This is a genomic window from Microcystis sp. M090S1, from assembly GCF_020246295.1.
Lineage (GTDB): Bacteria > Cyanobacteriota > Cyanobacteriia > Cyanobacteriales > Microcystaceae > Microcystis > Microcystis aeruginosa.
In genome coordinates, this window is record NZ_JADBTF010000453.1 from 1 (window position 1) to 12,577 (window position 12,577).

12 protein-coding genes, 1 tRNA gene and 2 pseudogenes are annotated in these 12,577 nt (G+C 42.6%); 8 read left to right on the forward strand and 7 right to left on the reverse strand.

Annotated features, from left to right (window positions below; translation table 11 throughout):
- Nucleotides 1–460 precede the first annotated feature (460 nt).
- Together IM477_RS19830 and IM477_RS19835 are read left to right on the forward strand one after the other, a co-directional pair.
- Nucleotides 461–646: pseudogene (locus tag IM477_RS19830) on the forward strand (hypothetical protein); the annotation flags it as partial.
- Nucleotides 646–1,458 (forward strand): urease accessory protein UreD, encoded by an 813-nt coding sequence (locus IM477_RS19835; protein ID WP_287733185.1) that lies wholly within the window; start codon nucleotides 646–648, stop codon nucleotides 1,456–1,458. The pseudogene IM477_RS19830 and the gene IM477_RS19835, both read left to right, overlap by 1 nt.
- 204 nt (nucleotides 1,459–1,662) lie before the next feature.
- On the opposite strand, the gene ispE is transcribed toward IM477_RS19835, so the two are convergent.
- Both ispE and rsmA read right to left on the reverse strand, forming a co-directional pair.
- The gene (ispE, locus tag IM477_RS19840) at nucleotides 1,663–2,604 is read right to left on the reverse strand and encodes a 4-(cytidine 5'-diphospho)-2-C-methyl-D-erythritol kinase (protein ID WP_287733186.1); all 942 of its coding nucleotides are present in this window, start codon (nucleotides 2,602–2,604) and stop codon (nucleotides 1,663–1,665) included.
- A 17-nt stretch (nucleotides 2,605–2,621) separates the two neighbouring features.
- Complete coding sequence (gene rsmA, locus IM477_RS19845) at nucleotides 2,622–3,428, reverse strand: 16S rRNA (adenine(1518)-N(6)/adenine(1519)-N(6))-dimethyltransferase RsmA (protein WP_287733187.1); 807 nt, start codon at nucleotides 3,426–3,428, stop codon at nucleotides 2,622–2,624.
- Between the two features lie 124 nt (nucleotides 3,429–3,552).
- Here rsmA and crcB (IM477_RS19850) point away from each other — a divergent pair, with 124 nt between their 5' ends.
- The gene (crcB, locus tag IM477_RS19850) at nucleotides 3,553–3,942 is read left to right on the forward strand and encodes a fluoride efflux transporter CrcB (RefSeq protein ID WP_190722587.1); all 390 of its coding nucleotides are present in this window, start codon (nucleotides 3,553–3,555) and stop codon (nucleotides 3,940–3,942) included.
- Between the two features lie 40 nt (nucleotides 3,943–3,982).
- On the forward strand, nucleotides 3,983–4,387 hold the full coding sequence (gene crcB, locus IM477_RS19855; protein WP_287733188.1) for a fluoride efflux transporter CrcB: 405 nt from the start codon (nucleotides 3,983–3,985) through the stop codon (nucleotides 4,385–4,387).
- A gap of 72 nt (nucleotides 4,388–4,459) precedes the next feature.
- Here the strand turns inward: crcB (IM477_RS19855) and hpnA are convergent, their stop codons facing one another.
- Nucleotides 4,460–5,446 carry a hopanoid-associated sugar epimerase gene (gene hpnA / locus IM477_RS19860; protein ID WP_287733189.1) on the reverse strand — a complete coding sequence of 329 codons (987 nt, stop codon included), beginning with the start codon at nucleotides 5,444–5,446 and terminating at the stop codon, nucleotides 4,460–4,462.
- Between the two features lie 169 nt (nucleotides 5,447–5,615).
- On the opposite strand from hpnA, the gene IM477_RS19865 reads away from it, so the two are divergent.
- Nucleotides 5,616–8,150, forward strand: coding sequence for a glycogen/starch/alpha-glucan phosphorylase (locus IM477_RS19865; protein WP_287733190.1), 2,535 nt, complete (start codon nucleotides 5,616–5,618; stop codon nucleotides 8,148–8,150).
- An 85-nt stretch (nucleotides 8,151–8,235) separates the two neighbouring features.
- Here IM477_RS19865 and IM477_RS19870 read toward each other — a convergent pair.
- A tRNA-Asp gene (locus IM477_RS19870) sits at nucleotides 8,236–8,309 on the reverse strand.
- Between the two features lie 218 nt (nucleotides 8,310–8,527).
- Between IM477_RS19870 and IM477_RS19875 the strand changes: the two genes are divergently transcribed.
- Complete coding sequence (locus IM477_RS19875; protein WP_002797803.1) at nucleotides 8,528–8,743, forward strand: hypothetical protein; 216 nt, start codon at nucleotides 8,528–8,530, stop codon at nucleotides 8,741–8,743.
- A 23-nt stretch (nucleotides 8,744–8,766) separates the two neighbouring features.
- Nucleotides 8,767–9,279: a TolB family protein gene (locus IM477_RS19880; RefSeq protein WP_287733191.1), complete on the forward strand. Its 513-nt coding sequence runs from the start codon at nucleotides 8,767–8,769 to the stop codon at nucleotides 9,277–9,279.
- A 7-nt stretch (nucleotides 9,280–9,286) separates the two neighbouring features.
- Here IM477_RS19880 and IM477_RS19885 read toward each other — a convergent pair whose 3' ends face one another.
- Complete coding sequence (locus IM477_RS19885) at nucleotides 9,287–10,630, reverse strand: DUF3370 domain-containing protein (protein ID WP_287733192.1); 1,344 nt, start codon at nucleotides 10,628–10,630, stop codon at nucleotides 9,287–9,289.
- A 418-nt stretch (nucleotides 10,631–11,048) separates the two neighbouring features.
- On the opposite strand from IM477_RS19885, the gene moaA reads away from it, so the two are divergent.
- A complete protein-coding gene (gene moaA, locus IM477_RS19890; RefSeq protein ID WP_287733193.1) occupies nucleotides 11,049–12,038 on the forward strand; it encodes a GTP 3',8-cyclase MoaA in 990 nt (329 codons plus the stop codon).
- Nucleotides 12,039–12,042: 4 nt separating this feature from the next.
- On the opposite strand, the gene IM477_RS19895 is transcribed toward moaA, so the two are convergent.
- On the reverse strand, nucleotides 12,043–12,228 hold the full coding sequence (locus IM477_RS19895) for a PCP reductase family protein (RefSeq protein WP_002771508.1): 186 nt from the start codon (nucleotides 12,226–12,228) through the stop codon (nucleotides 12,043–12,045).
- Nucleotides 12,229–12,341: 113 nt separating this feature from the next.
- Nucleotides 12,342–12,577 (reverse strand): annotated as a pseudogene (locus IM477_RS19900) (Uma2 family endonuclease); the annotation flags it as partial.

Here is a 12,577-nt window from a genome sequence, read left to right on the forward strand (position 1 = left end):
AAACAGCACTTTTTCTCGGTCAATGATTAGGATAAGTTATAATTTAAAAATTAATCAACAACTAAAGCTTATGCTTGTAGCTAAGTGAAATCATTGATTAAGAGACCTGTACTTTTCAATGACTTTTTCAGCAAACCCTAATTACTTATCGCGTAAGTGAGATGCTCCCCAGGTTTTCAGGTTTAAGGTTTCGACTCAATAAAGTCTATAAGAAAGGCACAAAAAAGAGTAACTGCCGAGGCCGAAGGAGTGACAAGCAGATTGAAAGTGAGACACTAGACTTCAACCTCGTTGTCACCCCTTCGGATAGTTTAGTTATTCGGGTGACGGCTCTTCTGGTTTCTGTGTGGAAACGAGGTCTATACTGATAGTTTCTTCGGCAAAATAGCCCTAAAAGTCTTGCCCGATAAGCATTTCACGATTCCATAAGCAAAAATTATCACACAAAGTCGAGAAGAGCAGGGTGACGAAACCCCGTCTGGTTTATCAAAAATTCGAGCTAAAAAATCCTCTCCTGGTTGGCAAAAAAGCAGAAAGTGAATATATTTTACTGATCAGGGATAAAGAACAGCAAATAGAAGTTAAAATTAATCTCAGTCCTGAAAATTATCGGCAATTTCTAGAAACCATGACCGAGGATCAATAATGTGGCAGGGAAACCTAGAACTAATTTACACGCAAAAAAATCTCGCAACCCAGATTAATCACGTCTATGCTACCGCCCCTTTAAAAGTACAAAGACCTTTTTATCCCGAGGGAAAAAACCTTTGTCATACGGTGATTTTACACACGGCGGGTGGAATAGTTGGGGGTGATGTTCTGCAACAAAAAATTCATCTCCAAGCCGCTACTAATGCCCTGATTACCACTGCTTCTGCCGGAAAAGTTTACCAGAGTAATGGTCAGATGGCACAGCAATTAATCGAGATTAAAATCGATGACAATGCCAGTTTAGAATGGCTACCTCAAGAAACAATTATCTTTAATGGGGCGGCATTTCGCCAACATTTACGAGTGGATTTAGGGGAAAATAGCAGTTGGTTGGGATGGGAAATTACCCGTTTTGGTCGCAGTGCGCGAGGCGAGAAATTTTTAGCGGGAGAATGGCATTCTAATTGGGAAATTTGGCGATCTGGACAACCTTTATGGCTCGATCGATCCTGCCTGTTAGGTGGTAAAATGATCGAGGGATTTTCCGGTTTAAATGATAGCGCCATGATCGGTACTTTAGTTTATATCGGTCAACCAGTGGGAAGAAATTTAATTGAGAAAGTTAGAGGTTTTTCCCTAGAAGGGGAGATGGGAGTTACTAGCACTTTAGGAGATGGTCTTTTGTGTCGTTATCGGGGTAATTCTAGCGGTGAAGTGCGACAATGGTTTCAGCAGGTTTGGCAAATTTTAAGGCGAGAAATGAGCGATCGAGAGGCAATTATTCCGCGAGTTTGGTTATCTTGGTGAAGGCGGTTAATGAAACCTCTTGCATAATTAATTTTTGAGGGTTCAAAAACGTCAAAAATAAGGATTAAATCGCATAAAATCTGTAAATAGACCATTTAACTGATTATCATTCATTCTTAATTCTCCTGACTACTGACTACTGGCTACTGACTCCTAACCCTAACAACAATTTTTGATTTTTACAAGAGGTTAATTATCATTTTTTCAAGTCACTTGAATGCCTGTATCGGTGATTGGGGCTATCCAAAATTGTAGATCGGGAGCGACGAGAATTTCCTGGGCCTTTTTAACGATGGTTTCCGCCACTTCCTGAGATGAACAGAGAGTAAAAACCGTCGGGCCAGAGCCTGACATCATCGTTCCCAAGCCGCCTAAATCGTCTAGAACCTGTCTTAACTCGGCTACGAGGGGAAATTCGGGTAAAACCACCTTTTCGAGGTCATTGTGGATAAATTTGCCGATAGCGGCCGGTTTTTTCTGGGCGATCGCTTGTACCAAAGCCCCAGAACTCACCTGCTGACGACGGTGATGAAATTCCTCTGGAGAAGACAGATAGGTATCTTGAAATTTTTGCCGATAGCTTTGGTAGGCCCAGGGTGTAGAAACGGATAAATGATCGTATTTGGCTAAAATCACCCATAATCCAGTTAGAGGAGCGATAGGATCGAGAATTTCTCCCCTTCCCGTACAGATAACCGTTCCTCCTGTCACACAAAAGGAAGTATCGGAGCCCAATCTTGCCGCCAAAGTTTCTAATTCCGGACGGGTTAAGCCTAATTCCCAGATTAAATCGATGCCGACTAACACCGCCGCCGCGTTGGTGGACCCCCCCGCTAAACCGGCAGCCACGGGAATATATTTGTCGATGCTGATATCGATGCCGCCGTAATTGGCAAAGAGCCGGGGGAATTCCCTCGCCATCAAAGTGGCGGCGCGATGGGCGAGATTACTGCTATCTTGGGGGACGAGGGGATGATGGCAAAAGAGACGGAATTCCTGCAATCCGTTGGGCCGGAGAGTGATGCGATCGCATAATGCCACCGTCTGCATCACCATCACTAACTCGTGGAAACCATCAGGGCGATCGCCAACGATTTCTAGATATAAATTAATTTTAGCGGGGGCTAGAAGGGTATAACTGTGCATTTGTCAAGGAAAAAAATCTAAAATTTTGGCAATTGACCTAATTTTTCCGCCAAGTCAATCCATTGCGATAAACTGAGATCTTCGGCGCGAGCGAGGGGATTAATTTCTAATTGTGTCAGGATTTGGCTTAATCGATCGCTATCCAGACAATTTTTTAGATTATTGCGTAACATTTTGCGCCGGTTGGCAAAACCCCAGCTAATTAAAGTGGACAAAAAGGCAGCATTACTGACATTATTCGGCAAAACACGGGGTAAAAGCTGAATTACCGCCGAATCCACCCGGGGAGGTGGGGAAAAGGCCCGCCGGGGTACATCACAAATCCATTGACAATCGGCAAGGTATTGAATGCGGACGCTCAAAGCACTGTAAGCTTTGGTGGAGGGGACAGCGACTAATCTTTCGGCGACTTCTTTCTGGACTAAGAGGGTAATACTCTCGTAAGGGGGGGTGAAAGGATGGGCGATCGAACCGAGGAGCTTTTCGAGGATCGGACCGGTGATATTATAGGGGATATTAGCCACTACCTTATTAACTGGCGGCAGTTGCTCGGGTTTAAGGGTAAGAAAGTCGCCTGGTATGAGATGAAAGTTATCTTGTTGGCCAAATTTTTTATTTAAAATTGTCCATAGATCTCGATCGATTTCTACAGCGACAACCAATTGAGCGCCATCGAGAAGACGACGGGTTAAAATGCCTGTACCCGGTCCGATTTCTAATACCCGATCCTCTGATTGTAAATTAGCGGCGCTGATGATGCGATCGAGTATCGATTCATCTTTTAACCAATGTTGTCCAAAACGTTTACGCGGTTGAATTTTCATCCCTTTATTTTAAAGTCAGAGGGTTGTCCTCAACAATAACACCCCTGAAAATATGGGCCATGCGATCGATAACCGCATCAATTATCATAGAGCCTAGGCAAAGATAGCAAAAAAATTAGAGACAATGTCAGATTTGAACGATGTTTTCGCAATTGTAGCAGGAGCGGTTCCGGGGGCGTTATCTCGTTATCATATTACCGAATGGACAAAAGCAAAATTCGGCTTGCGCTTTCCCTATGGAACCTTTATTATTAATTTAACTGGCTGTCTAGCTATCGGCTTTTTTTGGGCTATTTTACCCAGTGTTCCCTTTTATTCCCACCAACTAGATTTAATGGTTAGAACGGGATTTTTAGGAGCTTATACCACCTTTTCTACCTATAGTTTAGATATCCTGATCCTCTGGCGCAATCAACAAAATTTTCTCAGTCTTGTTTTTGCCGTTGCTAGTATCATTTTCGGATTGATTGCCGTGAGAATCGGGGCAGCTATTGCCCAAGTTTTTCTAGGTTAATTCTCCAATTTATTGACTATTTAAGGGCAGGACAGACAGCATGGATTTTTTCAGGAGACGTTATGGTTTATTCGTGGCGATTGGGGCTATTTTTGGGGCTTTGAGTCGTTTTTATATCGTAGAATTAATTAACAGTATATTCGGTCAAGAATGGGGATTTGTAGGAACATTTTTTGTTAATCTTTCTGGCTGTTTAGTTATTGCCTATATCTTTACTATGGTTAAGGAAAATATTCGCATAATTGCCCCAGAATTAGGATTGATGATTGCCACGGGTTTTTGTGGTTCCTATACAACTTTTTCCACCTATAGTTTGGAGGTCAACAAGTTTTTAGAGCAGGGAAACGTGACTTTCGGTTTAATTTACTGGTTGGGCAGTGTTCTTGGGGGGATGATGGCGCTTAAAATTGGAGTTATTTTAGCAAGAACAGGTTTTCCTAGATGAATTATTAAGGGCGCAAAAATAGATAAATATCTAAGCACAATTGAGAGCATCTTTTTCCTTTCCTACTCAGTCTTAATAGGTAATGTCTCCATTGGTTTGAAACCAATCGATGGCATCGGCTAAAGCTTGTCTAATCGGCGATTGGGGTAAGCCTAGTTCTTGCACTGCCTTCGAGGAATCGTAGTACATGGACTGTTTTGACATTTTCACGCCATCAAGGGGGATAGAGGGCGATTTTCCGAGGACAGGAAGAACTTTTTCATCTAACCAAGCTATTAGTAAAGGAATCCAAAAAGGTAAAACAATTTTCGGGGCATTTATGCTGGTAATTTCGGCTAATTCTGTCAACAAAGTTTTTAAAGAAGTGTTTTGATGACCTAAAATATATCTTTCGCCAGTTCTGCCCTTTTCTAAAGCTAATAAATGTCCCCAGGCCACATCGCGCACATCAATTAGATTTAATCCCGTATTCACATAAGCGGGCATTTTTCGCCGCAAAAAACGGAGAATAATGTCGCTGGTGGGTGTAGGCTTGATATCAAATGCTCCTATGGGCGTACTAGGATTAACTATAACGATATCCTGTCCTCTTTGTACTGCTTTGAATGCTTCCTGTTCTGCCCAATACTTCGATTTTTTATAATAACCCACTAATTGATGGGCGGGACTTTGATAAGTTTCATCGACACTTTCACCCTTTTTACCCACTCCAATGGCGGCCACGGAACTGGTATAAACTATTCTGGCAATTCCCGCTAAATGCGCCGATTCTAGAACATTTCTTGTGCCTAAAACATTGTTTTGGTAGAGTTGATGTCTATCCTTTTGCCAGAGAGAATAGTGCGCCGCTACATGAAAGAGAACTTCGCATCCGACCATTAATTTAAATAAGTTCTCATCATTTAAATCACCCCGGACAATTTCCACGTCTAAACCCCACAAATTTCTGAGATTACTGTGGGGACGCACGAGGACGCGCACTTGGTAGCCTTCAACTAAAAGCAATCGCACTAAATTCGCCCCGATAAAACCCGTTCCACCCGTCACAAAAGCCCGCATTGCTCAAACTTTCTCCTATTTTCGCTTCCTATCGGTAACTGAAATTTAATCACCTTAACTTTATTATTACTATACCTTAATCTTAGTCAAGATTTAAGCTTTTCTTGATACAATTTGGGGTCGAGTTATTTTAGACTAAGGGAAGCCAATCTTCAGTAAAAATGCTCCCATGAATCCATCTCCAGAATCAACTTTTGTTTGTCCGATTATCATCGAAGACGACAGAACAGGATTAGACACAGAAACTATCCGACGGGCTTTAAGGGATAATTTACTCTATATTCAAGGTAAATTACCGGAATTAGCCAGCAAAAACGATCTTTACATGGCCCTGGCCTATACAATCCGCGATCGTTTATTGCAGCGTTGGTTAACCACCCAACAAACCTATCTAAAAAAAGATGTCAGAACCGTTTGTTATCTCTCGGCCGAATTTTTAGTCGGTCCCCATTTAGCTAATAATTTAATTAATCTCGGTATCTACGAACAGGTCCAGAAAGCTGTCAGCGAATCGGGATTAAAACTAGAAGAATTAATTGCCCAGGAAGAAGAACCAGGGTTAGGAAATGGTGGTTTAGGTCGTTTAGCGGCCTGTTATCTCGATTCCCTTTCTACTCTAGAAATTCCGGCTATTGGTTACGGTATTCGCTACGAATTTGGTATCTTTGATCAAGAAATCCACGACGGTTGGCAGGTAGAAATAACCGATAAGTGGTTACAGTATGGAAATCCCTGGGAAATTGCCCGACCGGAATCATCGGTAGAGGTAAAATTTGGCGGTTATACCGAATCCTATACTGACGAAAATGGTAATTATCGCAGTCGTTGGATTCCCGATTATGTAGTCAAAGGAATTCCCTACGATACCCCAATTCTCGGCTATCGAGTGAACACCGCTAATACCATGCGTCTCTGGAAGTCAGAAGCTTGTGAATCTTTTGATTTTGGTCGCTTTAATCGCGGCGATTATTATGGTGCGGTGGATAATAAAGTTCACTCGGAAAATATCAGTAAAGTTCTCTATCCTAACGATGAACCAATTCAAGGCAAAGAACTACGTTTAGAACAGCAATATTTCTTTGTTTCCTGTTCCCTACAGGATATGATTCGTATTCACTTACATGAGAACCCCAGTCTCGATAATTTTCATCAAAAATGGTCAGTACAATTGAATGATACTCACCCTTCCGTCGGGGTAGCCGAGTTAATGCGCTTGTTAATTGATGTGCATCATTTCGATTGGGATAAAGCTTGGTTTATTACTCAAAATACCTTCGCTTACACCAATCATACTCTTTTGCCAGAAGCTTTAGAAAAATGGCCTTTGAGTATTTTTGGTCGTCTTTTCCCCCGATTAATGGAAATTATCTATGAAATTAACTATCGTTTCTTGGATAAAATTCGCATTATTTATCCCCATGATGACTGCAAAATGTCCCGTTTATCTATAATCGATGAAAGCGGCGAAAAATACGTCCGTATGGCTCACCTTGCCTGTGTGGGTTCCCAGGCAATTAATGGGGTGGCAGCCCTCCATACAGAATTACTGAAAAAAGATGTTCTGCGCGATTTCTATGAACTCTTTCCCGAAAAGTTTAGCAACAAAACCAATGGAGTTACTCCCCGGCGCTGGATAGTTTCTAGTAATCCCCGCTTGACTTTTGCGATTACAGAAAAAATCGGCGAAAATTGGATTAAACATCTGGAGGATTTACGCGGTTTAGAAAACTATGTGGATGATGGGGTATTTCGGGACTATTGGCGACGAATTAAATACGATATTAAGGCAGATTTAGCCAATTATATCGATAAAAAAGTCGGTATTAAAGTTGATCCTAGTACCCTCTTTGATGTGCAGGTAAAACGCATTCATGAATATAAACGACAACACCTCAACGTTTTACACATCGTTACTCTCTATCATCGTCTCAAAAATAACCCCAATCTCGATATTACCCCCCGCACCTTTATTTTTGGTGGTAAGGCAGCCCCGGGTTATTTTATGGCAAAATTAATCATTAAATTGATTAATTCTGTGGCAGAAGTGATCGATAATGATCCGACGATTGGAGGACGTTTAAAAGTGGTTTTCCTACCCGATTATAATGTCACCTTCGGTCAACGGGTTTATCCAGCTGCCGACTTGTCTGAACAAATTTCCACGGCTGGGAAAGAAGCTTCGGGAACCGGTAATATGAAATTCTCCATGAATGGGGCCTTAACTATCGGCACTCTCGATGGGGCAAATATCGAAATTCGTGAAGAGGTGGGAGCGGAAAATTTCTTTCTTTTTGGCTTGACAACCGAGGAGGTTTATGCTAAGAAAGCCGCTGGTTATAATCCCCAAGAATACTATTACCATAACGAAGAATTGCGGGCAGTATTAGACCTCATTGGTTCGGGATTTTTTAGCCGGGGTGATAGTAGTTTATTCCGTCCGCTCGTGGATAATCTTATCTACGATGATCCCTATATGTTACTGGCTGATTATCAATCCTATATCGACTGTCAGGAAGGAGTCGGTCGTGCCTATAAAGATCAAGAACATTGGAGTCGTTTAGCGATTCTTAATGTGGCCCGCATGGGAAAATTCTCTAGCGATCGATCGATTCGGGAATACTGCGAGGAAATCTGGCGGGTACAACCGGTAAAGATTGAATTACCCGATTATATTCAAGCTAATGCCGGTTTATCGGTAAATTAGAACAAATCTAGGCAGTAGGATCGTGTTTATTCACCCTACTGCCCACAGGATAACGAGCCTTGGGCGACTCTAATCTAGATTTCTACGGGATTGACGGGGCTCGAACCCGCAACTTCCGCCGTGACAGGGCGGTGCTCTAACCAATTGAACTACAATCCCATTTTTGCGACAATTCTGATTGTAACTTCATTATTAGGGTTATGTCAAGCACCTCTGGGAAAATTTTTTTGAGGGAAGTGGGGAAGTGGGAAACAATTCATAACTGGGTTTTTAAAGTTGGATTGGTATCAATCCTGAATTAAAGCCAAAAAATCCCATGGTAGAGAGGGATCCTCTTTACCATGGGATTGTAATTAAGCTTGTTGGGAGCCTGAGCTATGACTAACCCGAATTCGATCGAACAGCTATCGCAAGAATTACTCGATCTAGACCAAGTAGATGCCGATACTGGGGCAGATTTGCGGCAAAAAGCCCAAGAAATCCTCGCTGAAACCACTATTGACCTCCCGATTCGAGAAGCGATCGCCGATAGTCTCAGTCAAGGCAATCAACTACTTACCCTCAAAACCGTCGGCAGGGAAGAAAGTTATTAGCACATTTGGGGTCAAAAGTCAAGATGAAAGAAAAAAATTTTTTTGTCTGGCTGGGGCGATTTTTGGCCTCTTTTGGGCTGTTATCGGGGATAAGTGGCTGTAATTCTCCTCTTTTGATTACTCCTCAAGTTCCCGCCGGTGGTTTAAATAGTTTTGCTCCCGATCAATTCCCCAGTTATAGTGCTGATGGTCGCTATTTAGCCTTCGCTTCCGATCGCTCCGGTCGTCGTAGTATATATTTATTCGATCTGCAAGAAAAGCGCTTAGTTAATCTTCCTAACCTAAATCGTGGCGATTCTAGCCAAGATCAGCCATCTCTGAATGCTGACGGTCGTTTAATTGCCTATATCTCCAGCGAACGCGGCAAGAGTGATGTCATGGTTTATGATCGTTCCAGATCCCGTGCAACCCTGTTAACCGCTAACCTGCGGGGAAGCGTCCGCAATCCCACCATTAGCGGTGATGGTCGCCAAATTGCCTTTGAAACCAACCAAGAGGGTCAATGGAATATTGCGATCGTTAACGGCCAATTTTAAACTTGTTCTACTCGGTCTTAATCGTTAAAACCTGTGGAGGAGTAGCATCTGGTGGATATAAAAAATTTACCTGTACTATATGCCAATCCCCGGGAGGAATAGTCAGAGTCACTAAAGGTTGCCCCTCTTGTCCGCGTCTTTGGACGAGATGGAAAAATCGGCTTTGTGCCTGTCCCTGGTCATCGCTATAATTGACGGCTACCGTTCCCCGAAAAAACACTTGTGGGGCAGCTGGATCGAGAAAACGCAAACCCTTCCCAATAACATCCTCTTTAATCGGTGTTTCTAGCGCAATAGTCACCGTTTTCGCCTCATTACTCCCATTAAATAGAGGTAAACTTAACCTATATTCCACACCGTAATTACCATGAGCTTGATAGGCCGTATCGGGATAGCGAACTAACATGGTAGCACTTTGATTTTGTTCCGTTCCCAGTTTGCCCCCGGGTAGGGTGCTAATCCCATAGGCTATAGATTGACCAGAATCAGGAATATTTAACCATAAAGAAGCTCGATCGACCAATCGGGCTGGCCAAGCTGAACCTTGGGACACCCCCGCTACCCGTCCATAAATTATCTGTCCTTGACTATTGGGAGGAGTGGGCGCTCGATCCCGCGGAGTCGATAAATCGCCTTTTTCTAGCAAATTTTGCCACTCTGTCAGATTTGGTGGTCTTTCCTGCCCATTTTCGTCTAGGGCTGCATAAAGAGCTAAACTAGCAGCGTAGAGAAGACCGTCACTTTCCAGACGGAGATAAGTGGACCTACCGTTTAAAGGGGGAGTCAAATCGCGCACGGGAATCGCCGCATTTAAGACCATAAAACTCTCCCCCGCCGGAATAATAATCCTATCGGGAAAAATATCCTGACGCTGCCCCATTAAAATATCCCCCATTACCCGACTTCCCGGCCCAGCAAAAACCGTCCCCTGATTATTTTCCACTTGTGCCGGTAAATCGATAAAAGCTGCATCGGGTTGACTCAAATAACTAGCTCCTTGCAGAATTTTAACGGTCACGGGATTAGAACTAGGATTGTGGAGTAATATACCCAGATAAAGGCTGCGTAAATTATCGGGAAAACTCCCCCTCGCTATATGGTGGGCAAAAATATCAAAGCGTCCCTGAAAAGCATAATTTAAATGGGCCGAGGGAAAACTTTTCTCTTGGGGGGGAAAAGTCGAAAGCAAAATCCCTTCTCCTAGCAATAATTCGGGACTATTACTATTAAAAACGGGAACTTGATCTAGTTGATTCGGTAAAGGACGCACCTGCACCGGTCGAATTATTTCTACAATAGGAGGAGTTTGGGCAATGGGTAGTAAAAAAGGTAACATCACACAAATTACCATCTCAAGATAATTATTTTTTGATCATAGCATTACTGGCTCGCTCAATTTAGATAGTATTCTGTTTGTCTATATCTAGAGGATTGGTTAATATTTCTTGCTGGTGTTAAGTAGCTGGTTATAATTAAATTAAAAATCGATTTTAGGTTCGATCCCCCCTGCACCCCTTGATAAGGTAGGGTTGATTCATGAATCAACCCTACCCTTGATAAGGTGGGTGTCTGATAATTTTTAACGCCTACCTACTTAAGTACAATCAAGAAAAATTATCAAACTTACCAATCTTTATTTGCTCTTGCCATTGAGCAAATCTATTGTCATCATAGACTAAAATCTAGATGTAGCCGATGTCTAGATATCGATCGAGCCAGAATTGTTATGATAAATTCATGAAGTTTTATAACGGTATTTGCCCGTGAACATGAACCAAATCGACTATCTCAGGATTAGTTTAATCGATCGCTGTAACTTTCGCTGTCAGTATTGTCTGCCTGAAGATGCAGAATTGGCCTATGTTCGACCGCAAGAATTACTCACCCGGGAGGAAATTCTTACTTTAGTCAAAAATGTCTTTATTCCCCTTGGTTTCCGCAAATTTCGCCTTACTGGTGGGGAACCTCTCTTACATCCCGAAGTAGTGGAGATTGTGCGCGATATCGCCTCTTTATCTGCCACTAGCGATTTAGCTCTGACCACTAATGGCTATTTACTTGACAATTTAGCCGAAATGTTGTATGAAGCCGGACTAAGACGGATTAATATCAGTTTGGACTCCCTCGACCCCGACACTTTCGATAAGATTATCGGTAATCGCGGCCGGAGTCGTTGGCAAAAAACTTGGGCAGGTATTCAAGCGGCCCAGAGAGTGGGTTTTGACCCCTTAAAATTGAATGTGGTGGTGATTCCGGGGATAAATGAGGCAGAAGTGGAGGATTTAGCGGCTTTGACCATCGAGAAGCGTTGGCACGTCCGTTTTATCGAGTTTATGCCCATCGGTAACGGTGATTTATTTCAAGAAAAAGCTTGGATTGCGAACGAGGAATTAAGGGGGCGAATTCGGGCAAAATGGGGCTTAAATGAGGGTCAAGTGCGGGGAAATGGTCCAGCCGATGTTTTTCAAATTCCGGGGGCTAAGGGTACAATTGGCTTTATCAGTCAGATGTCGGAATGTTTTTGCGATCGCTGCAACCGCCTACGTCTCTCGGCCGATGGTTGGTTGCGTCCCTGTCTCCTCAACGAAACCGGACAAATTGACCTAAAAACCGCCCTCCGTCAGGGAATTTCGCCGGCAGAAATCAGGGAAAAAGTCCAGAAATTAATGGAACTGAAAGCAGAAATAAACTTTAAACTGCGTGATTCTGGCACATCAAGCGGCATTTATACCCGTACTATGTCCCAAATTGGCGGCTAAAAATCTACTGTCCGAATTCTACTCTAGCCTGTTCTACCATTTCCACGGTAACTCGATCGGAACCGGCATGACGAGCTAATTCTTCTATCCTTTGACGCGCTTGGGAACGAACAAAATAGGGAATATTTTTTAGTTTTGCTTTTGCTTCTGCGGTCCATTGTAGTTGATCGGAAAAATCTAGAGCTTCCATAGATTTAACAATAGTAGTCCGTCTATTATACCAAAAAAGATTAGCTATTTATTGCCAAGCTAATTAAATGATGAGTTTCTTGATAGCGACTCTTTTTCACCTTTCTGTTAATTTTAGGTTTCTGCTAGGTCGAAATTTACTCTTTGATATAAATCTTGAAAAGAAATCTGCCAATCTACCGACACCAATTGTAAAACCGCATTTTCCCCCGTGACGAAATCAATTAACCATTGATCATCCTTTTGTTTATAGTAACGTTCCACACTATAACTAGATTGTTCGATCAGAATATATTCCTGAAAAGTTGGCAAGGAACGATAGAATTTAAACTTATCCCCTCGGTGATAAG

Excerpts from the sequence above, each read along its gene's own strand:
- crcB (WP_190722587.1), top strand. The coding sequence starts at position 3,553 with ATGTCAGATTTGAACGATGTTTTCGCAATTGTAGCAGGAGCGGTTCCG.
- IM477_RS19865 (WP_287733190.1), top strand. The coding sequence starts at position 5,616 with ATGAATCCATCTCCAGAATCAACTTTTGTTTGTCCGATTATCATCGAA.
- moaA (WP_287733193.1), top strand. The coding sequence starts at position 11,049 with ATGAACCAAATCGACTATCTCAGGATTAGTTTAATCGATCGCTGTAAC.
- crcB (WP_287733188.1), top strand. The coding sequence starts at position 3,983 with ATGGATTTTTTCAGGAGACGTTATGGTTTATTCGTGGCGATTGGGGCT.
- IM477_RS19885 (WP_287733192.1), bottom strand. The coding sequence starts at position 10,630 with ATGGTAATTTGTGTGATGTTACCTTTTTTACTACCCATTGCCCAAACT.
- IM477_RS19835 (WP_287733185.1), top strand. The coding sequence starts at position 646 with ATGTGGCAGGGAAACCTAGAACTAATTTACACGCAAAAAAATCTCGCA.
- rsmA (WP_287733187.1), bottom strand. The coding sequence starts at position 3,428 with ATGAAAATTCAACCGCGTAAACGTTTTGGACAACATTGGTTAAAAGAT.
- ispE (WP_287733186.1), bottom strand. The coding sequence starts at position 2,604 with ATGCACAGTTATACCCTTCTAGCCCCCGCTAAAATTAATTTATATCTA.
- hpnA (WP_287733189.1), bottom strand. The coding sequence starts at position 5,446 with ATGCGGGCTTTTGTGACGGGTGGAACGGGTTTTATCGGGGCGAATTTA.
- IM477_RS19875 (WP_002797803.1), top strand. The coding sequence starts at position 8,528 with ATGACTAACCCGAATTCGATCGAACAGCTATCGCAAGAATTACTCGAT.
- IM477_RS19880 (WP_287733191.1), top strand. The coding sequence starts at position 8,767 with ATGAAAGAAAAAAATTTTTTTGTCTGGCTGGGGCGATTTTTGGCCTCT.
- IM477_RS19895 (WP_002771508.1), bottom strand. The coding sequence starts at position 12,228 with ATGGAAGCTCTAGATTTTTCCGATCAACTACAATGGACCGCAGAAGCA.